Below are 23363 nucleotides of genomic sequence, written 5' to 3'. Positions count from 1 at the left end.
CAACACAGCGGCAGAGGTCTCTCACCCCCACTCGATCCAACAGCGCCTCGTGGCGCACGACAGGCTTTGCAGAGAGTCTGGAGATTCTCACCGGTGGTTGCCCCACCGGTCTCGTATGACTGTTTGTGGTCGATCTCTGCTGACCAACCAGGCTGAGTGCACCCGGGGGTCTGGCACTGCCCATCACGGATCAGGACCGCGTTGCGCTGGTGCGTTCGGGCTGTGCGGGATTCATACGTCTTAGTCAGAAGATTGTTGGCCTCGGGGTCAGTCTTAGCGATCCACCGGTCAATATCCTCGGCAGTGGTGGAGGCCGGGCCTGTCCGGGACTTGGTAACCGTCAGGACTTCACCAACCCCAGTGGAAGCTGCATCTTCGATGGCAACGTCGTGGGTGACGCCTACGGCGTACCAGTCATGCTTGGCGCTGGTGTCAGCTGCGATGGCGCGAGCCTCACTGGCGGGCAGCATCCAGGTCCTATCCCAACTGATGGCAGGATCATCAGACTCACCAGTCAGTGTCTTCACCGGAATAAGAATGCCGATCTTGACGGCACCTGCCCCAGTGGATCCTGGAGTCATCTCGCTGGCGAGAGGATTTCCGGAGTCGACTGCGGCACCTGGGGTGGGCTCAGTGGTGAGAGAGGTTCCTGAGTCAGCTGGGTGGCCAACGCTATTGCTACTGGAACTTAGGCCGGCGGAAGTTTCACCTGTGGCGGTGGTCCCCTCACTGCCAGTCACGGGAATCGGTAGCTGCCCGTCCCGAGAGGCGGTGTCTTCCGGTGAGGCGGTTTCCGCAGGAGGTACTGCGGGACCACCCTGTAGCCCTCTGGTGAGTGCGTTGGTGAAGATGTCTGCCATCCGCTGGGTATGAGTCCGCTCCTCAACAGGCCCCTCGGCCTTAGTGCCACGGGCTTTGCGGGGCATGTTCCGCGCCATCGCATACAGCATCTGCTCAATCCGCGCAGCAGCCACCGTGGAGATCAGTCCATGGAACTTCGTGGAGCCATCACCCTGGGGCTCGAAAGCCACATAGTGCTTATCTTTCGACCGCTCATAGCGTTCCTCATAAGCCTTAGTGTCCAGCTCAGGAACCCGCTGGTTCAACCAGTTCCCCAGTTCCGCGGAGTTCAGATCACGAGCCTTCGTAATCAGCTCCGAATCCAGTTTCTCCATCAGCTCAGGCCGATGCTGAATCCCTTCAATTGCCCGGTTGATCTTCTGGACGGAACCGAGACCTGTTTCACCCCGCTGATAAAGCTCATAGGTCTCAGGAAGTTTCTCCGATAGCTTCTCCACACTGTCCATGAGTCGGCGGACCTCAGGAACCGGAACACCGAGAAACTCGGCGCACTCCTGATAGATCTCCTTGATCCGAGCATTCTTCCGGAAAGAGCGACTCTCCTCGATCTCTTCCACGCGAAGTTCCTTATACGCCAGCAGGCGGGAAACTTTCCCAGCCTGCTCGCGGAGTTCACGCTTGTGATGTTCGAGGGCAGCTTCGAGCTCCGAGTGCGCCTCAGGAGTCGATAGTTTCTTGCCCATGTTCCAAGTGTAATAGAACATAGATTCGAATTCAATAGTCCAGGGGAAAATCTGCGAAATTTTACTGGGGTGAAGCGACTTGAGAGGAGTAGGGGCGTGTGGCCAGAGCAAAGTACTTGAGGTGCTGCGCCCTATGCCCAACGGCAGGTGAAACGAGCAGGCAGACCGCCTTCAGTGCGATTGCCTAACCGCCCTGTACTGGACTGTCCTCTGAACCAGATCAGACTGGACCTAAACGCTCAGAGATGACCGAGGAGACCCATCTGTTCATTCGCCGCTCATACCCCTCGGCCGGAAAGGATCCATCGACGCTGAGGTCCTCGATCGTGAAACTGGGAGGGTGAATCCGAGCAGGAGCAGGCATTGCGTCGTGGGGTTTGAAGAGACCGTGCCGATTCTCAGCGACTCGGCGGCTCTGGATCTGATTCACTGCCTCCAAGCCGCCGGTGCCGTAAGCCTCGATCATCGCCCACTGCCCGTCGTCGGTGTTTTTCGGTGCCGTCGACGGGTGCTGAAGGTAATAACAGGCGACGTTCACCCCGTGATGCGGGCCCCATGGAGCTAGTCGTTGATGGTCAAGAGCGAGCAGCACATGAAAGAGGTCCTCACAGCTTCCGAACCTCCCCACCGCATGACAGTCCGCGCACTCCGACACGAGTTCAGTCTACGAACTTCGTCCTCGGCACCACACTGATCGGGGTCAGATCAGAAGTGGTCGAGACGTCCTAGTCCTCGCGACCGAGCTGATGATCGATGCGCAGCCCGTTGCACCAGATCCGGGTGACCGTATAGAGCAGCTCTTCGAAGGAGTACTCCTTTTCATCCCCCAAGGCGAAGGCGCCGAAAGCCAGTCGGCTGATCATGCCGGACAGCGCCCGGGAAGCCATCATGGGATCCAGTTCGGGATCGGCCAGCCCCCGTTCCTGCAGGTCGGCAATACTCTGGGCATTGCGTTCCACGAAGGTGCGGGCACGTTCCTGGCGCAGCACCATGAATTTGGGGTCGATATTGGCGACCTCTTCCATCAGGCGCATGAGCTTCGCGTTGCGCCGGTAGGCCTCGAGGTAGGCACGGTTGCTGGCTTCGATGACCGCGGCGGGGTCATCGCCTTCCACATGGTCCAGTCCCGGATGGAGCATCTCGTTCTTCGTTGCTTCCATCAGGGCAGCAAAGATCTCTTCCTTGCTGGTGAAATAGGTGTAGAAGGTGCCAGTGGAGCATCCAGCCTCGGCGGTGATATCGGTCAGCCGGGCATCCAGGTAGCCATCGCGTTCAAAGACCACGCGGGCGGCGGCCACCAGTGATCCCCGGGTACGTTCACCCCGCGGGGTCAGCGGTTTCCGGGGCCCCTCCTCGACGGTTTTCTCGTTCACTCCAGTCACGGTAGCAAATGTCACATTATCCGCAGGGCAGACTGAGCCTCAGCGCGCGTATGCAACTCCCCCGTCGACGATCAGAGTCGACCCCAGCACGTAGTCTCCGGCGGCCGAGGCGAGGTAGATCGCCGCACCTGCCATATCCTCGTCCCGGCCGATTCGGGCAGCCGGAATATTGTCCTTGATCTCATCAGCGTGATCCCGAGCCTCAAAGTTCATCTCGCTGGCAAACGCACCCGGGGCGATGGCGCTCATCACGATGCCGTCCTGGGCCAGTCGCACTGCCAGTTTCTTGGTCAGGTGGATCAGGCCGGCCTTGGATGCGTGGTACGAGTAGGTCTCAAGGGGGTTCAGTGAGATCCCGTCAATGGAGGCGATGTTGATGACCTTCGCCGGGTGGTCGCCACTGGCTGCCTGGAGGTCCTTATGCAGGGCCTGGGTGAGGAAGAAGGGCGATTTCAGGTTGATGTTCATCACCTTGTCCCAACCTCCTTCGGGGAACTCTTCAAAGGGTGCACCCCAGGCGGCACCGGCGTTGTTGACCAGGATGTCGAGTTTGCCCTCCCGCTCGCGGAACGCGCTGACCAGGCTGGTCACGCCCTCGGCGGTGGAGAGGTCCGCCGGCAGGGAGATGCATTCACCCCATTGGGACAGCTCCTCAGCGGTCTGGTCGCAGACCTCCGCCTTGCGGGAGCTGATGTAAGTACGCACGCCGCTACGGACATACCCCTCGGCGATCATCTTGCCGATTCCCCGTGATCCACCGGTGACCAGCGCTGTCCGTCCTTCCAGTGAGAAGAGTGCCTTGATGTCCATCGTTGTCTCCTTATTCGTCATCCTTCAGCTGTGACAGGGTTCAGTCCCCGGGGACCGGCTCAGGTGGTGATATTCACCAGTGGGCCGAGGTCCTGTCGGTGTTTCTCAGGGGTGCCCAAGGCCAGCTGACTGGATTTGGCGCGTTTGAGGTAGAGGTGGACCGGGTACTCCCAGGTCATACCATTACCGCCGTGGAGCTGCACGGCCTCTTCGGCGGCATGAACGGCGACGTCGGAGCAGTAGGCCTGCGCTACGGAGATGGCCACCGCCTTATCGGCGTCGTCATCGGCCAGGGTCGCGGCCGCATACCGGGCGGCCGCCCCAGCCTGGGTGACCTCGAGGTAGAGGTCGGCCAGGCGGTGCTTGATCGCTTGGAAGGAACCAATGGGCCGGGCGAACTGGATGCGGTTCTTCACGTAGTCCACTGTGGTCTCCAAGCAGGAGCGGGCCAGTCCGTACTGTTCGGAGGCTAACAGCGCAGCCCCAGCCTGAAGTCCGGCCTCGACTGCACGATGGGCGTCATCGCCCGTTGCCAGCACTTCCCCGCTTGCCGGAGTCACCGCGGCCAGCGGCCGGGTCATATCGAAGGAGACCAGGGATTCAACAGTGGTCTCGGCGGCCTTGACCAGGTGCAGCTGCACTCCGCCGGCATCTGCCACCGGGATCAGCAGCAGATCAGCACCCACTGCCCCGGCCACGGGCTTGACCGGCTCCGTTCCCTGTACCGGGGACCAGTGTCCGGGCCGGGCTGACCAGGGCAGCACTAGGGCGGCGGTGGCCTCACCGGCGGCCAGTGCAGCAATATGCTCGCTCTCACCAAGCTCAAGCAGCACCTGCGTGGCAATCACGGAGCTGGTCAGATACGGCACCGGTGCCACTGCGCGGCCGATCTCCTCGAGTACGACAGCGGCTTCCCGGGGCCCTGCCCCCACTCCCCCACGGTCTTCGGGAACCAGAAGCCCCGCCACGCCGAGTTCCTCGGTCAGCGACTGCCAGGCTTTGGCCTCCCATGGTTTGGGCTCATCGTAGATCCCGGTGGTGGAATGCGGATCGAGGTGGCGTTCCATGGCCCCGCGGACGCTTTCACGCAGGGCGTCTTCGATATCGGTGTAGAGCAGATTGGTCATCGCGGCACATCCTTGAAGGGAATTCCCTTATCGAGTCGTTGTTCGGCCGGCAGCCCGAGGACACGTTCGGCCACCACATTGCGCAGGATCTCGCTGGATCCACCTTCCAGGGAGTTTCCTTTAGCCCGCAGATAGCGGAAGCCGACGTCGCGGCCCAGAAAATCCGTGGAGTCCGGGCGATGCATAGTCCAGTCGTCGTAGAGCAGGCCGTGGTCGGGATCGAGCTCAATGGCCAGTCCCGTGATGGCCTGGGCCTGGGTGGCGAAGGCCAGTTTCATGGCTGATCCCTCGGGGCCGGGCTGGCCGACCTCCAGCTGTTGGCGCAGCCGTTCACCGGTCAGCCGGGTGACCTCGGCTTCGATCCACCAGTGCATCAGCTCGTGGTAGGCGGCCTCACTGCGGATGGCGGGGTACTTCCGCCATTTCTCGGCCAGCACCCCAATATGCCCGGCCTCCCGGTCGGCACCGGAGCCGATGGCCACCCGCTCGTTGTTCAGGGTGGTGGTGGCGACCTTCCAGCCCTCGCCGGTCTCACCGACCCTGTCGGCGTCGGGGATTTTGACCCCGTTGAGGAAGACCTCGTTGAACTCGGCTTCACCGGTGATCTGGCGCAGCGGCCGCACCTCAATGCCGGGGTCCTCCATATCGACCAGGAAGTAGGTCATCCCGGCATGTTTGGGGACTTCGATATCGGTCCGGGCCACCAGGATGGCCCGCTTGGCGTGGTGCGCCCCGGAGGTCCAGACCTTCTGGCCGTCCACCGTCCAAGTATCCCCGGAGAGCACGGCCTTTGTGGCCACGGCGGCGAGGTCCGAGCCGGCCCCGGGTTCGCTGAAGAGCTGGCACCAGATCTCCTCGCAGGTGTAGAGCGGACGGAGGTATTTCTCCTGCTGCTCTTTGGTGCCGATGGCCATGATGGTCGGTGCGACCATGCCCAGTCCGATGCCGTTGCGGCTGCGGTCAGGCTCAGGAGCGCCGGCTTCGGCCAGCCAATTGGCCACATCCTCGTTGTACTCCTGGGGCAGTCCCAGCCCGCCGTGGCCTTCGGGGAAGTGCACCCAGGCCAGCCCCGCGTCGAAGCGGGCGCCGAGGAACTCGGTGGCGGAGACGGTGGCTGGGTCATAGGCGGCGAGCAGCTCGTCCACCCGCTGTCTCAACATGGTCTTGGGATCAGACACTGGCGGTATCCCCTTTTTCCTGGTGTTGGTTCTGGGTTGCTGACGTTTCTGTCTCGCGGCTGGGCCGGATGCCGTGGGAGGCCAGATCGTCGCGGTTGATGGCGCGTTTGAGGATCTTGCCGGTGGCCCCCTTGGGAAGGGCTTCCACAAAGCGGTAGATCCGCGGGACCTTATAGGCGGAGAGTTCCTTGCCCAGCCATGCCTTCAGTGCGGCGGCGTCCTCCTCTGCTCCGGGACGCAGGGCGACGACGGCGGCCACCTCCTCCCCGAGCCGTTCGTCGGGAACACCGGCGACGGCGGCCTCCTGCACATCGGGGTGGGTGTAGAGGACCTCTTCGACCTCGCGCGGGTAGACGTTGTAGCCGCCGCGGATGATGAGGTCCTTCTTCCGGTCGACGATGAAGACGAACCCGTCGTCGTCGATTCTTCCGAGGTCTCCGGTGAGGAACCAGCGGCCGTGCCGGGAGCCCGCGGTGGCCTCGGGACGGTTCCAGTACTCCTTCATCACCACGGGACCGTCGATGACGATCTCACCGACCTCGCCTGTGGGCAGTTCCGTGCCATCGGGCCCGATGACGGCGATATCCACCTCGGGCAGGGCTCGGCCGACACTGCCTTCCTTCCGTTCCCCGCCGGGGACGTTGAAAGTTGCCGCGCCGGTGGTCTCGGTGAGTCCGTAGCCTTCGAGGACTTCGCCGCCGAAGCGCTGCTGGAAGGCCCGGGCGACCTCCAGGGGCAGGGCGGCCCCGCCGGAGGAGGCCAGTCGCATATGCGAGAAGTCCTCCGGGGTATAGGGGGAGTCTGCGTAGAGCATCGCGTTCCACATGGTCGGGACTCCGGCCAGGCCGGTGAGTTTATGCTCGACGGCGACTTTGAGGGTCAGCTGGGGGTCGAAAGGCCGGATCACACTGAAGGATGAGCCTGCGGTGTAGACCGAGGACATCACTGAGGCCTGGCCGAAGACGTGGAACAGCGGCAGGGGTGTGCCCAGATGTTCTTCGTCCAGGAGGTCCATCGTGCTGGAGAGGAGTCGGCCGGTGGCCCGGAAATTCTCGTGGGTCAGCACCGCGCCTTTGGGTTTGCCGGTGGTTCCGGAGGTGTAGAGCAGTGCGGCGGCGTCGTCGGGCTTCACTTCCGCCAGGGTTGCCGGAGCCTCAGCGGTGATCTCATCGAGGTCCCCGGGCTGGAGATTCCATACCGGGGTGGAGGTTTTGGCGGCTGCCTCATCCAGGGCTTCGGTGGCGAAGGGGCCCTCCCGCCATCCCAGGGCGAGGCTGCAGCCGGCGTCCTCGATGAAGTACTCCAGTTCCCGCGGTGCACACAGGGGGTTGGCGGTGACTACGGTGGCCCCCAGACCCAGGATGGCGTGGTAGGTCAGGACGAATTCGGCACTGGTGGGCAGTACCAGCAGGACCCGATCGCCGCGGCCGATGCCACGTTCGGTGAACTGATCCATGACTGTACTGATACTCAGACGCAGCTTCTCGTAGTTCCAGGATCGCTCCTGGTCTCCGGTGCCCTCACGGAGGGCGGATTTTTCAGGTGTCTGGTCTGCGTGACGCCAAATATTCTCAACGAGGTTAGTCATCTGCTCTCCCCTGGGTGAAAGGTGTGGGGCTCGATGTGGACTCTTGGTGACATTCACTTGGTGTGACGTAGGTCTCACCCTATACCTAACTTGACGTCAGTTTCAACTGATTTTGTTATTGAACTTGACGTCAGGTTCTCTTACGATGTGTGAGACATATCACCCACCAAGGAGGCCCCGTGAGCCAGAAGCCCCGTCCCACATCCATTCAGGAACTCAAGGATCTGCAGGGCGTGGAGCTAGGCCCCACCGCCTGGCACACCCTGACCCAGGAGGACATCAATACTTTCGCCGATGTCACCCATGATCATCAGTGGATCCATGTGGATCCGAAGCGGGCTGCCAAGGGGCCCTTCGGCGGCACTATCGGCCACGGCCTGTTCATTCTGTCTCTGGGGCCTGCCTTCACCGAAGAACTGATGGCCTTCGACGGCTTCATGCACAGCCTAAACTACGGCTATAACAAGGTGCGCTTTCCCCATCCGAGCCCCGTGGGCTCCCGGGTGCGGATGCGTTCGACACTCTCCTCGGTGGAGGAGGTCGGCGAGGGCGCCGCTCAGGTGGTCTCGACTCAGGTCTTCGAGGCCGAGGGGATTGAGAAGCCGCTGTGCGTGGCCGAATCCCTGGGCCGGTTCACCGAGCACCCGGCTGGCTAAGCAGGCCCACCAACTCGGTACGGGTGGCTGCTGCCTGAGTATGCAGCACCCCGGCCATGCCCAGGCGAGCTGCGGAGTCGAGATTATGCTGCAGGTCGTCGACCATCACGGTGTGGCCGGGGTCGGCGCCGAGTTTCTCGCAGGCCAGCTGGTAGGCCTTACGGGAGGGTTTGCGGACTCCGATATCGGCGGAGATGGTCACCGCATCAAACATGGAGTCCAGATCGTAGCCGGCGTAGCAGTTATCCCCGAAGGAGTTCGAGAGCAGCCCGACCGGATAGCCCTGTTCGCGGAGGTCAGCGACCAGCTGCACTGAGTCGGGGTCCGTCTGCAGTCCGGACTGGATCCGGGTGATCAAACCCTCGGGTTCGACGACGACGCCGTATTCGCCCAGTTCGCGGGCGTAGCCGGCTTCGAAATCTGCTGCGCTGATCCGGCCTTCTTCATGGGCGGCCAGCAGTTGGGCCGATCGGGACCGCTTATCCCCCAGCAGCTTCAGGGGGAGCTTCTCATCCCCTAGACCGGCGCCGAATTCCCGGAAGGCTTTGAGCAGGCTGGTGGTGATGACCCCGCCGAAGTCGAAGAGGACTGCCTGGTATTTCTTCTCCATGGGTTTCGGTTCTCCAGCTCAGTCCCTGGGGCCGCCGGCGGCGTAGATGACCTGCCCGGATACGAAACCTGCCCCCTCGCTGACCAGGAAGGAGGCGAGGTGGGCGATGTCCTTGGGTTTGCCGGAGCGGCCAACCGGGATCTGGGCGGTGGCTGCCTTTTTGAAGTCCTCAAAGTCCATTCCGACCCGGGCGGCGGTCTCTGCGGTCATCTCCGTTTCGATGAAGCCCGGCGCGATGGCATTGGCGGTGACCCCGAATTTGCCCAGCTCCAGGGCCAGGGTCTTGGTGAAACCTTGGAGTCCGGCCTTCGCCGCCGAGTAGTTGACCTGACCCCGGTTGCCCAGTGCCGAGGTGCTGGAGAGGTTGACGATGCGCCCGTACCCGGCCTGGGTCATAAAGGCCTGGCAGGCTCGGGTGACCAGGAAGGATCCGCGCAGGTGGACGTTCATCACCTGGTCCCAGTCTGCTGCCGACATTTTGAACAGCAGGTTGTCGCGGATGATCCCGGCGTTATTGACCAGCACAGTGGGCTCACCGAGTTTCTCGGCCACGGCAGCGACTGCTGTGGCCACCGATTCCTCATCGGTGACATCGCAGCTGAGCCCGAGGGCTTTGCCGCCTGCTTCAGTGATCTCATCGGCGACTTTGCGGCAGGCCTCCTCCTCGAGGTCCAGAATGGCGACCTGGAGTCCGTCCTGGGCGAAGCGACGGGCGACGGCGGCTCCGATGCCGCGGGCCGCTCCGGTCACAACTGCTGTTCGCTGGGTACTCATCAGAGGTTCTCCTTATACGTGGTTATAGTTCAGCGGAGTGTCGATTCAGCACACACCGATTCAGCACAGTCCGATTCAGTGCAGGCCCATGGAGCCGGAGAGTGGGGCCTCCCAGCTCAGCTGGCGGTGTTTGGCCAGCACCCCGTCGACGATTTCGGCGAGATCCGGGTGCCAGCCGGCTGTGCGCCGGGTTTTGAGGTCGACATGGGCTTCGATGAATTCGATGACGCTGGCGATCTGCCCGCTTTCCCGGTTGGCCATGAAGCAGATCCCGTGCAGCAGTTTGGAGTTGCGGTCCAGCAGTCGGAAGTGTCCGCTGACTTCCTGGCCGATGAGCACTTCGCTGTAGAAGCTCAGGTGCTGCTCCACGGTGAAGGTGCTCAGCTGATGTTGGTTGATGTAGTCGCCGTCGATCCCTAGGTTCTGGAAGCTTTTGTGCAGGATCTTGAAGTGGAAGCCGTAGTGGTGGGTGACGTTGACATGCCCATTGAGGTCTTCCCATTCCGGGGGTGCCGGCATGGTGACCACGGCGCCGAGTTCATCGAGTTCGGCCAGGGTCGGCAGGGTGGGCCGCTGCCTGCGGGCCGGTTTGGCCTGGGTTGATTCACTCATACTGTCAGCAGCACCTTTCCGGTGGCCGAGCGCTGCTCGAGGACTCCGATGGCTTCGCTGGCCTTTTCCAGTGGGTAGGTCGGGCCCAGCGGTGGGGCCAGTGCCCCGGAGGCCAGATGGGGTTGGAGCTGTTCCCACTGGCCGGGGATGTACTGGGGCCGGGTGCGGGCATAGGCGCCCCAGCCGACGCCGACGACGGAGATATTGTTCAGCAGCAGCCGGTTGACCTTAACCTCGGGGATCTCACCGGCGGTGAATCCGATGACCAGTAGCCGGCCCTGGGCGTCGAGGGCGCGCAGGGAGTCGGTGAACCGGTCGCCACCGACCGGATCCAGCACGATGTCCACTGAGCCGCGTCCGATGGTCTCGAGGAATCCCTCGGGTGAGATGACGCGGTCGGCTCCGGCCTCGGTGGCGACTTTGGCCTTCTCTTCGGTGGAGGCCACGCCGATGACCTGGCCGGCGCCGAAGGCTTTGGCCACCTGGATGGCGGCGGTGCCGATTCCGCCGGCTGCGCCGTGGACCAGGACTCGTTCGCCTTCGCGGAGGTTGCCGCGGTCGAGGAGGGCGAAGTGGACGGTGCAGTAGTTGAACAGGAAGGCTGCTCCCTGTTCGAAGCTGACGTTATCGGGCAGTTTGAAGGTCAGATTGGGGTCTGCGGCGACCTCTTCGGCGAAGCCGCCGAGCAGGCAGAGGGCGGCCACCCGGTCTCCGGGGTTCAGATTGGAGCCTTCTGGGGCGTATTTGACCACTCCGGCCACCTCGGCCCCGGGAGTGAAAGGCAGATCGGGTTTGACCTGGTAGAGCCCGCGGGTCTGCAGAAGTTCGGGAAAGGCCACTCCGGCGGCCTTGGTCTCGATGATGACCTGTTTGCCCTCTGGGGGGCCGGGGATATCGTTGAGCTCGACGGCTTCTGGCCCATTGAGGGTTGTGATCTGGATCGCACGCATAGCGTCAGATTATGTGAACTTGACGCCAGATTCAACCCTCATCTGGCCCTCGGTCCCAGCGCGGCCCGAGCAAGACCGCGCAGCCTCTATGCCTTAGGCGCCGGGGATCTTGCGTGCGTACCCCAAGGCTCCATCCAGCAGCCGGGGCACACCCTGTTCCAGGGATTCGGCGAAGCTATCGCCGGGGCGCTCTCCGCGCAGCCAGCGGGTGTACATGGCCTCGCAGAAGATGGCTGATTTCCACAGTGCCAGGGTTTGGTACCAGGGCAGCATCTCCAGGTCCAGGGAGGAGTCGGCGGCGTATTCCTCCACCAGTTCATCCCGGGTGTGGAAGCCGGGTTCGGCGGTGACGGGGCTGGCCGCCAGCACATTGCCCTCCCCACCCTGGGAGTAGGTGGCGGTGAGGTAGCCCAGATCGGAGAGGGGGTCACCGAGGGTGGCCATCTCCCAGTCCAGAACTGCGGCGATTCGGGGCTGACCTCCGGCGGGGACGGCGTCGTCGTACATCACATTGCCCAGACGGTAGTCACCGTGGATGACCGCATGCTGCTGGGTGGCCGGCAGGTTCTTATGCAGGGTCTCGGCGAGCTCAGCGACCAGTGGGATATCCCGCTGGGTGTTAATCGGCCAGAGTTTGGCGAAGCGCTCGACCTGCCGCTGGAGGTAGCCCTCGGGTTTGCCCAGGGCGCTGATCTCGGGCTGGCTGACATCTACCGTGTGCAGTTTCTGCAGGACCTGGACCAGTTCGGCGGTGAGCCCGCGGCGGGTGTCGGCGTCGTCGAACTGGTTGGGCACCGAATCTGTGACGACCTCTCCGCCGATGTAGTCCATGAGGTAGAAGGGGACTCCGAGGAGGTCTTCATCCTCGCAGACCGCCCGGATCTCGGGGACCGGGAAGCCCTGGCCACGTAGGGCCTGCTGGACCCTGGCCTCGCGGACCATGTCATGGGTGGATTTCGGCAGCGGGGGTCGCGGGCCGCGGCGCAGTACGAGGTCCACTCCGCTGCGGCAGATGCGGTAGGTGATGTTGGAGCGGCCATCACCGATGCGGTCCACGGTCAGATCCCCGGCGCCGAGTCCCTGCTGGTCGAGGTATTTCTCCACCTCGTCGAGGATCAGCAGCGGGGGCATGCTGAGGCTGCGGGCCTCTTCGGCAGTCTGGACGATTTCAGCGCTTGTCATAGTGCCTTGCCTTTCCGTCGGCTGACCGGAATCACCTTTAACTTGAATCCAGTTTCAGGTAATTCATATCACACAGGCAGCGACTCCAGCGCCTCTCCGGTCCACACCGGGGCCTGGCGGGCAGCACGGTATTCGGCTGCCAAACGCTCGACGACGGCGCTGACCGTGGTGACCTCCTTGATGGAGCCGATGCCCTGGCCGGCACCCCAGATGTCCTTCCAGGCTTTGGTCCGGCCGCTGCCGAAGTTCATACTGCTGGGATCGGAGCCTTCGAGGTTGTCCGGATCCAGGCCAGCGGCTTCGATACTGGCGCGCAGATAGTTGCCGGGGACTCCGGTGAAGTGGCTGGAGTAGACGATATCGGCGGAGTTTCCCTCCACCAGCATCTGCTTATAGGCCGGTACGGCATTGGCCTCTTCGGTAGCCATGAAGGCTGAGCCGACATAGGCCATATCCGCTCCGGCGATCTGGGCCGCCAGGATGGAGCGGCCGTCGGCGATGGCTCCGGAGAGCAGCAGGGGGCCGGTGAACCATTCGCGGATCTCGCGCAGCAGGGCGAAGGGTGAGGTGGTTCCGGCGTGCCCACCAGCACCTGCGGCTACGGCGATGAGCCCATCGGCGCCCTTTTCGATGGCCTTTTGGGCGAAGCGGTTGTTGATCACATCGTGGAGGACGATGCCGCCGTAGGAGTGAACGGCCTCATTGACCTCCTCACGGGCGCCGAGGGAGGTGATGACAATCGGCACCTCATAGTCCACACAGGCCTGGAGGTCTTCTTCGAGCCGGTCATTGGAACGGTGGACGATTTGGTTGACCGCGAAGGGGGCGGGGGTCTTCCCCTGCGCCCGGGATGACTCCAGGCCCTCGGTGAGTTCGGCCAGCCAGTCCCGCAGCAGGGAGGCCGGGCGGGCGTTCAGGGCGGGGAAGGACCCGATGACGCCTGCCGCGCATTGGGCGGCGACTAACTGGGGTCCGGAGACGATGAAAAGCGGTGAGGCCACCACGGGCAGGGCCAGCGGCCCAGAAAGCGCGGGGGGCAGTGTCATTGTGATACTCCTCTCACTGTGCAGCTTTCACTGTACACAGTGAGTGGCGCCTCACTCGTTTTCGCTGGGTGAGCCCTTCTGCTCTTCCTCAGCCTTGCGGCGGCGTTCCTTCTCGCGGCGCTCGGCCACCTGCTTGCGGTAGAGCTCCTCGGAGTTGCGGTTCACCCCGGCGCCCTGGGAGAGGTACTCGGGGTTCTCCCGGGAGGCCAGCTGCAGCATCGAGACGATCAGCAGCGAGGCGATGAAGGCGATGCCGAAGGCCAGCAGCGCGAGGTTGATGGGGTTGTCGACGCCAGCGGTGTCGTGGTCGACGTCGGGGTTATCCGAGCCTCCGGAGGAGACGATCAGGGTGATGAACCCGGCCACGCAGGCCAATGCGAAGGAAAAGATCAGCGGTGCCTTGACCGTCTCCAGGAAAGAACGGTTCTGCTGAGGTTCTTCGGGCACAGTGAGAGGTTTCCTTTGCGCAGGGAGTTAGCGGGTGCGTCGTCGTGCTAATTCTACGCTGTGTCGAAATCGGGGGCTAACTGGACTTCTTCGCCTCATGGGTCAGCCCCGCCGCCGAGATCAGCAGCAGCACGGCCATGACCACAACGCCCATTCCGGAGATGCCCAGAATGCCGTGCGGATCCAGGCCAGCGCCCAGGAACAGCCCGATGCCGGTGAGGATGCCGACGGCTCCGACGATGATGTGATCGCGTGCCGGGACGAACTCCCCGCGGACCTTCAGTGCGCCGTAGAGTTCGGCCACACCCATGATCAAGAACCCGGCCCCGGCGATGATCGCCAGCACTGCCGCAGAACCGGCGAAGATCGCTGCGATGCCGGAGAGCACCCAGGCGGCAGCACCCAGGGCGCCGGCCGAGCGCATGGCCACGGGGACCTCCTCAGCCTTGAGGTAGTCCCAGATGGCGGTTGCACAGAGCACGAAGAACGCGGCCAGGGCGATCCGGGCCAGGGTCAACGTCTCATCAGTCCAGAAGATGGTGAAGGTTGCAAAGACCGCGGTGATCACCGCACGCGTCCAGGCAGGACGCAACAGGGCAGAGGCAGTCTTGGCATCAGTTCGGGTCACGGGCACGGCGCCCAGTCTACTACTGGGGGCTCAGCGCTGTTCGCCCAGAACCATCCAGCGGCCTGTGGCGCTGCGCACCCCCAGGGTCAGGGCCCTGGCACCCATAAACGCCACCGCGAAGGCCAGCCACAGCCAGGCGATGACGGCTGCCCCGGTCAGCTGCTGATCGGTGAACATCTGTCCCGTTGCCGCCTGGTGGACCAGCCACAGCACCGGCAGATAGATGACGAGATTCACCACACCGGCCAGGGCCAGATAGCGGACATCTCCGGCACCCATGAGCACCCCGTCGAGGACGAAGACATAGCCGGCCAGTGGTTGGGCGGCAGCCAGCACGAACAGGGCCACAGTGATCATTGAGGCGACCTGGTCATCGGGGGTGAACAGATGCGGAACCCAGGGGGCTGCCAGCGCGGTCAGCGCCCCGACGATCACGCCGAAGCCCAGGCCCCACCAGATCATGGTGCGTACCATCCGGCGGACGGCATCGGCCTGGCCGGCGCCCAGTTCCCGGCCGATCAGTGCCTGGGCGGCAATGGCCAGGGCATCTAGGGCGAAGGCGAGGGTGGAGAAGAAGGTGAAGGCCACCTGGTGGGCGGCCAGGGTCTCGGGGCCCAGATCGGTGGCGACGATGACCGTGGCCACCACCGCGATGCGCAGGGTCGCTGTGCGCAGCAGCATCCAACCCCCGACCCGGGCGGCATAGCGCAGTGCGGCAGGTTCCGGGCCCAGGGGAACATCGGCGGCACGCATCCGCGGGATGAGGATACAGAGGTAGGTGATGGCCATACCCCATTGGGCGATGGAGGTGCCGATGGCGGCCCCGGCCACGCCCAACCCCACGGGGTGGACCAGGATGAGGTTCAGCAGCGCGTTTCCGCCGAAGCCGGCTGCGGCGACCACCAGCGGGGTCTTGGTGTCCTGGAATCCGCGGAGGGCTCCGACGGCGGCGAAGACCAGCAGCATCGCCGGCAGCCCCGGCAGTGACCACAGCAGATAGGTCAGGGCATGGTCGTGGACCTCCCCGGCACTGCCCATGGCCTGCAGGACCTCCTCGCCGAAGGCCCAGCCGGCGAAGGCCAGCAGCGCCCCGAGGATCACGGCCAGCCAGACACCATCGCGACCGGCGGCCAGGGCCTTGGCGGTTTTGCCGGCCCCCACATACCGGGCCACAGCCGGGGTGGTGGAATAGGCCAGGAAGATCATCAGTCCCACCACGGTGTGCATCACGGTGACCCCGAGGGCGGAGCCAGCGAGTTCGGTCACTCCCAGCCAGCCGATGATGGCGGTATCGGCCATCAGGAAGGCCGGTTCGGCCACCAGGGCGCCCAGGGCGGGTACGGCCAGGGCCAGGATTTGGCGCGGCAGGGGCCGGGGGTCAGATCCCGACGAGGACGGCGGGGGCTGATGTTTTGTGCTCACATCATGCCCCGGATCAGAAGATGCCGAAGCCCACCGGCATGATGTCCTCAACATGCGGGAGCACGAAGTAGGTCATCACCAGGGCCATGGAGTTGTTGAAGGCGTGCAGCAGCCAGACGAACATCAGGGACCGGCCGGTGAAGATATAGGTCAGGGTGAAGATCACCGAGAGCCCCAGATAGGGGGCCAGAGTGATGATCAGCAGGGTGAACTCCCCGGAGACCAACTCCTCCCAGACATGCATCAGCGCGAAGATCGCCATCGAGATCACCGCGCAGACCCAGATGTTGATATGCCGGGAGAGTTTGCCGATCAGCAGGTGGCGGAAGAAGTACTCCTCCACATAGGGACCCAGCAGACCGAAGACCACCAGGGCGGCCCAGAAGGGGATCACCCCGGTCATCTCCTGGATGCCCATCTGGTTGGCACTGACCTCCGGCTCGACTCCGGTGACGCCCATGGCGAGCATGCCCAGGATCATATTGGTCAGCAGGGCCCCGACGTAGAGGGCCGGGATCAGCAGGATCTTCAGCCAGGCCAGGCCGGTGTGGGTGAAGACCCTCAGCGAGCGCCACAGCGCTTTGGCCGAGACGGCCAGACACAGTGCGGTGAGCACCACGAAGTAGAGGGCGTTCTCCAGGAATGCGGCCTGGGGGTCGGCCAGGATCGGGCCGGAGGCGTCGTCGTCGGGGATCTCTGCCGGGCCCAGCAGCAGCCAGATCCCCAGCGGCAGAACCACCGTGAGGATGAAGTAGGGCAGCACCGGCAGCAGGTCCCACCACAGGAATCTCCCGGGTTTGGAGTCCGGCTGGCCCCAGATGGTCTTCCCGCCATCGGGCCCACGTTTCTCCGGCTGCCGGGTACTGTAGCCGGGTGGTTCAGCAGACGCGGCACCGTAGAGATAGGGGTTCTGAGTCATTGGGTTAAGCCTAACCCTCAGCCGGGCAGCTGGGTCTCGTCCACTAGGCCCTCATTGGGCCCGGAGTGGGGCGAGGGGCTCAGCAGGGTGGCATTGCGCAGGTCCCGGATCTGCCGGGCTTTATCGGCGACCAGGAAGTCCTCATCACTCATCGGCTCCCAGCGCACGATCCGGCGGGCGGTGCCGGTGCCATCGGGTGAGACCATCACCGGCAGCCCATAGGCGACCACCTCGGGCTTCTTCTCCCGGCGGTCGCCAGCGCGGACGCGGACCAGCACATGCATGGACTTTGAGCCGGTGAGCACCAGGCGGGCATCGACCTCCACGAGGTCTCCGATGGTGATGGGCCGGTAGAACCGGACCCCTCCGGAGAGGACGGTGGCGACATCGTAGCGGCAGTAGCGTTCGGCGCAGATCTCAGCGGCCAGGTCAATCCATTTCATCACCGCACCGCCGCGGACTTTGCCGTCGGGGTAGCGCTCCTCGGTGTCGACCAGGAACCGCAGGGTCAGCGCCTCGGAGGGGGCGAAGGCCTCCGGCAGGGACTGGATCTGTTCCTCGATCTGTTTGCGGTAGTCCATCCGCCGGGCGGCGTCGGCGGCGCGGCGTCGTTCCAGTTCGGTCTGCGGCTCCAGCGGCGGGACCGGGACCGGAGTACCGTCCTCGCCGATGGCCACGTAGACCATGAAGCATTCGGTGCAGGTCTGCCATTCGCCGGTGGCCTCGGATTTGATCAGCACCCGGGTCTGGACGTGGACACTGGTGCGGCCGGTATGCACCACCCGGGCTTGGACGGTCACCGGGGTGTCCCGGGGTACCGGAACCTGAAAGTGCATATTCCCCACATATGAGGTCACACACTGTTTACGGGACCAGGTGGCAGCGCAGGCATATGCTGTCTTATCGATCCAGTCGACGACGACGCCGGCAGCCACCGTTGTCTCCCGGGAGGTCGAGGAGACCTCTCGGAAGGTCAATTCAATGGCGGAACGACGCGGCATGAGTCGACCGTAGCACCAAGCGGCCATAGTATGGTCTCGCGTGCAGTAGGAAACGACAGTCCTCGACCCTTCTTCACCGATGACCGTGAGGTATTGAATGCACCCCTTCGAAAACCCCTTCCGTCACAGCGCAGAGGCCAAGCGGCACGCCCTGCGTCATTTCCGTGCCGTTCTCTTCGATATGGACGGCGTGGTTACGGACACCGCCGGTGTGCACTCCAAGGCCTGGAAGGAGCTCTTCGACGCTGCATTGGCGGAGATCGCGGGCTCTGCGCAGCCGGAGTTCACCGAAGAGGACTACCTCAATTACGTCGATGGCCGGCCCCGTGAAGAGGGTGTCCGGTCCCTGTTGGCTGCCCGCAATCTCAACGTGGATGAGGGTGCCATGGGCGATGGGCCCGAGCAGCTGACAGTCCACGGTCTGGCCGCCCGCAAGCAGGGTTATTTCGAGACTGTGCTCAACCGCGACGGTGTCGAAGTCTTCGGAACTACTGTGGAGTTGATCACACAGCTGCGTGAGGATGGGATCCCCACCGCACTGGTGACCTCCTCCCGAAATGGGCGCGAGGTGCTGCGCCGGGCGGATCTGCTGGAGGCCTTCGACATCATCGTCGACGGCACCGACGCCCAGGAGCTGGGCCTGCCGGGTAAACCGAATCCGCATATGTTCCTGCACGCCTCCACCCAGCTGGGTGTCGAGCCTGAGGATGCAATCGTCATCGAGGACGCGGTCTCCGGAGTCCAGGCCGGCCGTGCCGGGAACTTCGGCATGGTGGTCGGTCTCAACCGGGGCGAGGACCCCCGCCGCCTGAAGGAGGGCGGGGCCGACATTGTGGTCAAGGACCTCTCGGTGGCCAAACTGCATACCCGCACCACCCGCCCCTATGACCCCAACTGGGTGCTGACCTACGACTCCTTCGACCCCAAGGAGGAGCCCACCCGCGAGGTGCTGTGCTCGATGGCCAATGGTTACTGGGGCACTCGGGCGAACTACCCGGGCACCAGCGCTGATGCCACCCACTATCCGGGCAATTACATCGCCGGGGTGTTCAACCGCCTGAAGACCGACATCATGGGCAAGACGGTGGAGACCGAGCATATGGTCAACATCCCGGACTGGACCTTCCTGCAGATCACCCCCGAGGCTGGCAATCCCCTGCTGCCGGGTTCCCCGGAGCTGGTGGACTACCGCCAGGAACTCGATATGCGCCGCGGTCTGGTCACCCGCATCGCCCGCTTCCAGGACCTCCACGGACGCCGCACTAAGGTCACCACCCGGCAGTTCCAGTCCCTGGCCGGGGTGCATCTGGCGGCTATGGAGACCAAGATCGAGGCCGAGAACTGGTCCGGCAATGTCAACGTCCGCTCGATGATCGAGGGCCGGGTGGCCAACCGGAACGTCTCGGCCGACCGGGAGCTAGCCGGTAACCACCTGGAGCCGGTGGACTCCCGCGAGGTGGATGGCCAGACCGTGCTGCTGGAGACCCAGACCAACCAGTCCAAGGTCCAGATCGCGGTGGCCACCCGCACCTGGGTGCAGACCAAGAACAATCCCATGCGCCGGCCGGTGATGGAATCGGATCTGGTGGCAGGCCATGACATCTCCCTGCACCTGGAGGCCGGGGTGCCGGTGAAGATCGAGAAGATCGCCGCAGCCTCGAACTCCCATGACCACGCGATCTCCACGGTCTGGCATAACGCGGTCAAGCGGGTCCAGCGGGCCTCGAGCTTCCGGGAGATGCTGACCTACCACGAGGAGATGTGGGGTTCGCTCTGGCACCGGTTTGCTGTCTCCATCGGAGCCGGGCACTCCCGCCAGCAGCTGGCACTGAACCTGCACACCTTCCACGTGCTGCAGACTGCCTTCGGCGCCCGCCGGGATCTGGACGCCTCCCTGCCGGCCCGCGGCCTCTCCGGTGAGGGCTACCGCGGTCACATCTTCTGGGATGAGCTGTTCATGTACCCCATGCTCACCCTGCGCCGCCCGGAGCTGACCCGTGGAATCCTGATGTACCGGTTCCGCCGGCTCTCCGAGGCCCGGGCCGCCGCCCGCGCCGAGGGCTACGCCGGGGCGATGTTCCCCTGGCAGTCCGGCTCCGACGGCCGGGAGGAGACTCCCACCGAGCTGTGGAACCCGCGCAGCCAGATGTGGATGCCAGATAACTCCCACCGCCAGCGCCACGTCTCCCTGGCGATTGCCTATTCGGTGCTGCAGTACTTTGAGGCCACCCAGGACTACACCTTCCTCTCCGACTACGGTGCGGAGATGCTGGTGGAGGTCAGCCGGTTCTTCGTCTCGCTGGCAAAGTACGACGACGCCGCGAACCGTTACGACATCGAGGGCGTGATGGGCCCCGATGAGTACCACGACGGTTACCCCGATACCCCGGGCTCGGGTGTGAAGAACAACGCCTACACCAATGTGTTGACCTCCTGGATGCTGCGGCATACCGCCCAGCTGGTGCGCGAGCTGGACTCCCGGGATGATCCGCTCTCAGAGTGGCTGGATATCTTCGAGGACGAGCTCGACAGCTGGGAGCACATTGCCCAGCGGCTACGAGTGTCCTTCCATGAGGATGGGATCATCTCCCAGTTCGAAGGTTACGAAGATCTGTTGGAGTTCGACTGGGAGGGCTATAAGGCCAAATACGGCAATATCGGCCGCCTGGATCTGATCCTGCAGGCCGAGGGAGATGCCACCAACCGATATAAGCTCTCCAAGCAGGCTGATGTGCTCATGCTCTGCTACATCTTCTCCTCCGATGAGCTCATCGACTCCCTGAAGTACATGGGCTATGAGCTGACCATCGAGGACTTCGGCCGCACCATCGAGTACTACCTGGCGCGGTCTTCGCACGGCTCCACACTCTCCCGCGTGGTGCACGGCTGGGTGGCCGCCCGGTTCGACCGCGCCGGCTCCTGGAACCTGTTCAAGGAGGCCCTGGAGGCGGATCTCTCCGACACTCAGGGCGGGACCACCCGCGAGGGTATCCACCTGGGCGCGATGGCTGGGACTGTGGATATGGTCATCCGCTGCTATGGCGGCATCGAGACCCGTGCTGATGCCCTGTGGCTGCATCCGCTGCTGCCCGATGAGGTCCCAGAGGTCACCTTCCGGATGCGTTACCGCAACCAGCCAATCCTGGTGCGAATCAACCATGATCACGTGACCCTGAATCTCTCTGAGGGTTCAGCGGAGCCGATTGATGTGAATGTGGAGGGTAAGCATAAGCAGCTGGAGCCCGGCGAGATCTGGACGGTCAAGCTCGAGCACAGCGCCCGGGTCCACCAGAAGGAACCTGCCTAGCCTCCTGGCCCATCTGCCGGCAGCAGGTGGAAGGCTTCGTGGTGGCTCAGCGGCCGGATGCCTCGAAAGTCTCGCTCATCAATAGTGAGCAGACGGTTCGTACGATAACGCTGGGCCACCACCACATTCACGGCATCTGTGAGATCTAGGTCGAGGTCTGCATACCGGTTTTGGACCATCCGGGCCTCTTGCAAGGTAGCTACTGGGATCTCGGGAACCACAACCCGTTGCTGCTGGGCACTCTTGAGCAGCCAATCGGTGACTGAATAAGCTGCCTGTCGCCCGAAATCCCGGGTCATGATGTGTTCCACCTCTAGCATTACCAGAGGTGTCACCACGGCGACGGAGGCAGCGAACAGGGCCTCCTGTGCTGCCGCGTTATTGCTGCTGAACCGATTGAATGCAGTGATCAGTCCGCCAGTATCTGCGATGAGAAGCATCGGGGACCATCACGAATTGGAGATCGATTCTCGGATGGACGTGTCGATCTCGGCTTGGGTCACTTCCCGGCCGAAGTCGAAAACGGGGATGTCCCACTCCTGCTCAGTCCAACTCTGCGCATTCAGGGCAGCCAGATGGATGGCCTCGCGGATGTACTCAGCTTCTGCACGGCCTTCACGTTTAGCGGCAGCCTTGATGGTTTCGAGGTCGCTCTCCTCGACCATGACTGTAGTGCGCTTCAGTCCCATGTAGTTATGATACCGGTGTCATAACCTGCTGTGACAGACTTGGGCCTATCAAGCCCAGGCAGACAGGTGATAAGTGAGGGAGGCCCAGGCCCGGTGGGTGAACTGAAGATCGAGGTCGATCGCAGTTCCCCCGTGCCGCTGTACCTGCAGATCGCTGAGGCCTATGAGCGGGCCATCCGGGACGGTGCACTGAGCCCCGGCACCAAGCTGGACAATGAGATCGCCCTGGCTGATCAGTTCAACATTTCCCGGCCGACTATCCGTCAGGCCATGGACAAACTGGTCCGTGAGGGCCTGGTGGTCCGCCGCCGCGGGGTCGGCACTCAGGTGGTGGGGCCGCGGGTTCGCCGGAACCTGAAGCTCTCCAGTCTCTACAACGACCTCCAGGAGGTCGGGGCCGAGCCGAAGACTGAGGTGCTGAGCCTAGAGGTCACAACAGCCGACGACGACGCCCGGGAACTGCTGGGACTGGCCGAGGGCACTGAGGTGCATCACCTGCGGCGGCTGCGCAGTATCGGCCAGCGCCCCCTGGGTCTGATGGAGAACTGGATCCCCCGTACGGCGGCCGATATGACGGTGGCCGAGCTGGAGCATGACGGTCTCTACAATGTGCTGCGCCGATATGGCGTAGAGTTCCATATGGCCCAGCAGACAGTGGGGGCGGCAGCCGCCACCGAGGCTCAGGCCCAGTTGCTGGGTATTGAACCGGGCGCGCCCCTGGTGACCGTTCAGCGGATCGCTCTGGACTCCCGGGACAGCCCGGTGGAGTTGGGCCGGCATGTCTACCGGGCCGATCTCTACTCCTTCGATGTGACCCTGATGCACGACTAGCCGCTGCTGCACCAGCGCTGGTTCGGGGTGGACGGCCGCGAGTCAGAATTCGCAGCCCAGCAGGTGAGAGGCGAATTCCAGCATCCAGGTGATGGAGCGCTCGGAGTCCAGGCTCGGCACTGACTGGGCCCGCTGGACCCCGATCCCATCGGAGTAGGCGGCCAGTTTCAGGGCCGTCTCCCGGGGCGGGACATCGTTGAAGACTCCGGCCTCCACACCCTGGCTGATCACCTCGGTGCAGGCGTCCTCCCAGAGCCGGATCTGGTCGGCATAGGCTGAAGCGATCTCGGGACGCCGGCCGACCAGTCCCCAGTAGTCGGCCCAGATCTTCCAGTGTTCGCGGACAGTGTCGGTATCGGCGAACATCGGTTCCATCAACGCGCGAAGCCCCTTCCGAGGGTCTTCGGCTGCCCTGGCCTCTGCCACCACGGAGGCATAGAACCCCTGCGATTCCTGGGTGACCACTTCTTGCAGGATCTCGTTGACACTGCGGAAGTGATAGGTCACTGTCCCCACAGAGACATCAGCTGCCTGGGCGATATCCCGCAGGGAGGCCCCGGTCAGCCCGGATTTGAGCATCACGGTGCGTGCAGCAGCCACAATGAGGCGACGCCGGTCGCTGGGTGACAGACGTGGAGTTGCCATTCTCTATATCTACCT

At 63.6% G+C, this 23363-nt stretch carries 24 protein-coding genes; 3 read left to right on the top strand and 21 right to left on the bottom strand.

The annotated features are described in order from the left end of the window. The 7 genes from HGQ17_RS11025 to HGQ17_RS11000 all read right to left on the bottom strand — a co-directional run. The coding region (locus HGQ17_RS11025; RefSeq protein ID WP_168887991.1) for an HNH endonuclease signature motif containing protein at positions 1-1544 on the bottom strand (1544 nt) is incomplete at its 3' end. Between the two features lie 220 nt (positions 1545-1764). Next, positions 1765-2199 (bottom strand): DUF5946 family protein, encoded by a 435-nt coding sequence (locus HGQ17_RS15915; protein WP_407670786.1) that lies wholly within the window; start codon positions 2197-2199, stop codon positions 1765-1767. A 70-nt stretch (positions 2200-2269) separates the two neighbouring features. Further along, complete coding sequence (locus HGQ17_RS11020; RefSeq protein ID WP_324615264.1) at positions 2270-2917, bottom strand: TetR/AcrR family transcriptional regulator; 648 nt, start codon at positions 2915-2917, stop codon at positions 2270-2272. A gap of 48 nt (positions 2918-2965) precedes the next feature. Further along, positions 2966-3736 carry an SDR family oxidoreductase gene (locus tag HGQ17_RS11015; protein ID WP_157322780.1) on the bottom strand — a complete coding sequence of 257 codons (771 nt, stop codon included), beginning with the start codon at positions 3734-3736 and terminating at the stop codon, positions 2966-2968. A 59-nt stretch (positions 3737-3795) separates the two neighbouring features. Further along, on the bottom strand, positions 3796-4863 hold the full coding sequence (locus tag HGQ17_RS11010) for an acyl-CoA dehydrogenase family protein (RefSeq protein ID WP_168887989.1): 1068 nt from the start codon (positions 4861-4863) through the stop codon (positions 3796-3798). Then, positions 4860-6041 carry an acyl-CoA dehydrogenase family protein gene (locus tag HGQ17_RS11005; RefSeq protein WP_324615263.1) on the bottom strand — a complete coding sequence of 394 codons (1182 nt, stop codon included), beginning with the start codon at positions 6039-6041 and terminating at the stop codon, positions 4860-4862. The genes HGQ17_RS11010 and HGQ17_RS11005 overlap by 4 nt, the downstream gene beginning before the upstream one ends. Continuing rightward, on the bottom strand, positions 6034-7629 hold the full coding sequence (locus HGQ17_RS11000; protein WP_168887988.1) for a class I adenylate-forming enzyme family protein: 1596 nt from the start codon (positions 7627-7629) through the stop codon (positions 6034-6036). Before HGQ17_RS11000 ends, HGQ17_RS11005 begins: the two co-directional genes overlap by 8 nt. A gap of 179 nt (positions 7630-7808) precedes the next feature. On the opposite strand from HGQ17_RS11000, the gene HGQ17_RS10995 reads away from it, so the two are divergent. Beyond that, the gene (locus tag HGQ17_RS10995) at positions 7809-8285 is read left to right on the top strand and encodes a MaoC family dehydratase (protein WP_168887987.1); all 477 of its coding nucleotides are present in this window, start codon (positions 7809-7811) and stop codon (positions 8283-8285) included. Here HGQ17_RS10995 and HGQ17_RS10990 read toward each other — a convergent pair. The 11 genes from HGQ17_RS10990 to HGQ17_RS10940 form a co-directional block, all read right to left on the bottom strand. Further along, positions 8263-8895: an HAD family hydrolase gene (locus tag HGQ17_RS10990; RefSeq protein WP_168887986.1), complete on the bottom strand. Its 633-nt coding sequence runs from the start codon at positions 8893-8895 to the stop codon at positions 8263-8265. The two genes, HGQ17_RS10995 and HGQ17_RS10990, sit on opposite strands and share 23 nt — an antisense overlap. An 18-nt stretch (positions 8896-8913) precedes the next feature. Continuing rightward, complete coding sequence (locus HGQ17_RS10985; RefSeq protein ID WP_168887985.1) at positions 8914-9669, bottom strand: SDR family oxidoreductase; 756 nt, start codon at positions 9667-9669, stop codon at positions 8914-8916. A gap of 75 nt (positions 9670-9744) precedes the next feature. Continuing rightward, positions 9745-10281 carry a thioesterase family protein gene (locus HGQ17_RS10980; RefSeq protein ID WP_168887984.1) on the bottom strand — a complete coding sequence of 179 codons (537 nt, stop codon included), beginning with the start codon at positions 10279-10281 and terminating at the stop codon, positions 9745-9747. Then, positions 10278-11231: an NADPH:quinone oxidoreductase family protein gene (locus tag HGQ17_RS10975; RefSeq protein ID WP_168887983.1), complete on the bottom strand. Its 954-nt coding sequence runs from the start codon at positions 11229-11231 to the stop codon at positions 10278-10280. Before HGQ17_RS10975 ends, HGQ17_RS10980 begins: the two co-directional genes overlap by 4 nt. 93 nt (positions 11232-11324) lie before the next feature. Further along, complete coding sequence (locus HGQ17_RS10970) at positions 11325-12413, bottom strand: phosphotransferase family protein (protein WP_168887982.1); 1089 nt, start codon at positions 12411-12413, stop codon at positions 11325-11327. A gap of 68 nt (positions 12414-12481) precedes the next feature. Beyond that, positions 12482-13459 carry an NAD(P)H-dependent flavin oxidoreductase gene (locus HGQ17_RS10965; protein ID WP_168887981.1) on the bottom strand — a complete coding sequence of 326 codons (978 nt, stop codon included), beginning with the start codon at positions 13457-13459 and terminating at the stop codon, positions 12482-12484. Positions 13460-13510: 51 nt separating this feature from the next. Beyond that, positions 13511-13906 (bottom strand): hypothetical protein, encoded by a 396-nt coding sequence (locus tag HGQ17_RS15090; protein WP_211090603.1) that lies wholly within the window; start codon positions 13904-13906, stop codon positions 13511-13513. Between the two features lie 76 nt (positions 13907-13982). Continuing rightward, positions 13983-14540, bottom strand: coding sequence for a hypothetical protein (locus HGQ17_RS10955; RefSeq protein ID WP_168887980.1), 558 nt, complete (start codon positions 14538-14540; stop codon positions 13983-13985). A gap of 24 nt (positions 14541-14564) precedes the next feature. Beyond that, a complete protein-coding gene (locus HGQ17_RS10950) occupies positions 14565-15956 on the bottom strand; it encodes an MATE family efflux transporter (protein ID WP_324615262.1) in 1392 nt (463 codons plus the stop codon). A 13-nt stretch (positions 15957-15969) separates the two neighbouring features. Next, positions 15970-16875, bottom strand: a complete 906-nt coding sequence (locus tag HGQ17_RS10945; protein ID WP_168887978.1) for a CPBP family intramembrane glutamic endopeptidase — start codon at positions 16873-16875, stop codon at positions 15970-15972. A 17-nt stretch (positions 16876-16892) separates the two neighbouring features. Beyond that, on the bottom strand, positions 16893-17876 hold the full coding sequence (locus HGQ17_RS10940) for an acyl-CoA thioesterase (RefSeq protein ID WP_168887977.1): 984 nt from the start codon (positions 17874-17876) through the stop codon (positions 16893-16895). A gap of 97 nt (positions 17877-17973) precedes the next feature. Between HGQ17_RS10940 and HGQ17_RS10935 the strand changes: the two genes are divergently transcribed. Then, positions 17974-21183: a beta-phosphoglucomutase family hydrolase gene (locus HGQ17_RS10935; RefSeq protein ID WP_168887976.1), complete on the top strand. Its 3210-nt coding sequence runs from the start codon at positions 17974-17976 to the stop codon at positions 21181-21183. Here HGQ17_RS10935 and HGQ17_RS10930 read toward each other — a convergent pair. Then, complete coding sequence (locus tag HGQ17_RS10930) at positions 21180-21623, bottom strand: PIN domain-containing protein (protein WP_168887975.1); 444 nt, start codon at positions 21621-21623, stop codon at positions 21180-21182. The genes HGQ17_RS10935 and HGQ17_RS10930 overlap by 4 nt on opposite strands. 9 nt (positions 21624-21632) lie before the next feature. After that, entirely contained in the window at positions 21633-21872 is a 240-nt protein-coding gene (locus tag HGQ17_RS10925) for a CopG family transcriptional regulator (protein WP_168887974.1), read from the bottom strand. 93 nt (positions 21873-21965) lie between these two features. On the opposite strand from HGQ17_RS10925, the gene HGQ17_RS10920 reads away from it, so the two are divergent. Continuing rightward, entirely contained in the window at positions 21966-22703 is a 738-nt protein-coding gene (locus HGQ17_RS10920; RefSeq protein ID WP_168887973.1) for a GntR family transcriptional regulator, read from the top strand. 42 nt (positions 22704-22745) lie between these two features. Here the strand turns inward: HGQ17_RS10920 and HGQ17_RS10915 are convergent, their stop codons facing one another. Continuing rightward, positions 22746-23348, bottom strand: a complete 603-nt coding sequence (locus tag HGQ17_RS10915; RefSeq protein WP_168887972.1) for a TetR/AcrR family transcriptional regulator — start codon at positions 23346-23348, stop codon at positions 22746-22748. Positions 23349-23363: the final 15 nt, after the last annotated feature.

Origin of the sequence: Nesterenkonia sedimenti, assembly GCF_012641515.1 — a bacterium.
GTDB classification, from domain to species: Bacteria; Actinomycetota; Actinomycetes; order Actinomycetales; family Micrococcaceae; genus Nesterenkonia; species Nesterenkonia sedimenti.
This window is presented reverse-complemented; position numbering and strand designations above follow the sequence as displayed.

Bases quoted from the DNA above. Each gene is read 5' to 3' on its own strand.
- HGQ17_RS11000 (WP_168887988.1), bottom strand. From the start codon at position 7,629: ATGACTAACCTCGTTGAGAATATTTGGCGTCACGCAGACCAGACACCT.
- HGQ17_RS11010 (WP_168887989.1), bottom strand. From the start codon at position 4,863: ATGACCAATCTGCTCTACACCGATATCGAAGACGCCCTGCGTGAAAGC.
- HGQ17_RS10985 (WP_168887985.1), bottom strand. From the start codon at position 9,669: ATGAGTACCCAGCGAACAGCAGTTGTGACCGGAGCGGCCCGCGGCATC.
- HGQ17_RS10990 (WP_168887986.1), bottom strand. From the start codon at position 8,895: ATGGAGAAGAAATACCAGGCAGTCCTCTTCGACTTCGGCGGGGTCATC.
- HGQ17_RS10935 (WP_168887976.1), top strand. From the start codon at position 17,974: ATGCACCCCTTCGAAAACCCCTTCCGTCACAGCGCAGAGGCCAAGCGG.
- HGQ17_RS11015 (WP_157322780.1), bottom strand. From the start codon at position 3,736: ATGGACATCAAGGCACTCTTCTCACTGGAAGGACGGACAGCGCTGGTC.
- HGQ17_RS10975 (WP_168887983.1), bottom strand. From the start codon at position 11,231: ATGCGTGCGATCCAGATCACAACCCTCAATGGGCCAGAAGCCGTCGAG.
- HGQ17_RS10965 (WP_168887981.1), bottom strand. From the start codon at position 13,459: ATGACACTGCCCCCCGCGCTTTCTGGGCCGCTGGCCCTGCCCGTGGTG.
- HGQ17_RS10925 (WP_168887974.1), bottom strand. From the start codon at position 21,872: ATGGGACTGAAGCGCACTACAGTCATGGTCGAGGAGAGCGACCTCGAA.
- HGQ17_RS10970 (WP_168887982.1), bottom strand. From the start codon at position 12,413: ATGACAAGCGCTGAAATCGTCCAGACTGCCGAAGAGGCCCGCAGCCTC.
- HGQ17_RS10915 (WP_168887972.1), bottom strand. From the start codon at position 23,348: ATGGCAACTCCACGTCTGTCACCCAGCGACCGGCGTCGCCTCATTGTG.
- HGQ17_RS10940 (WP_168887977.1), bottom strand. From the start codon at position 17,876: ATGCCGCGTCGTTCCGCCATTGAATTGACCTTCCGAGAGGTCTCCTCG.
- HGQ17_RS10930 (WP_168887975.1), bottom strand. From the start codon at position 21,623: ATGCTTCTCATCGCAGATACTGGCGGACTGATCACTGCATTCAATCGG.
- HGQ17_RS10980 (WP_168887984.1), bottom strand. From the start codon at position 10,281: ATGAGTGAATCAACCCAGGCCAAACCGGCCCGCAGGCAGCGGCCCACC.
- HGQ17_RS10945 (WP_168887978.1), bottom strand. From the start codon at position 16,875: ATGACTCAGAACCCCTATCTCTACGGTGCCGCGTCTGCTGAACCACCC.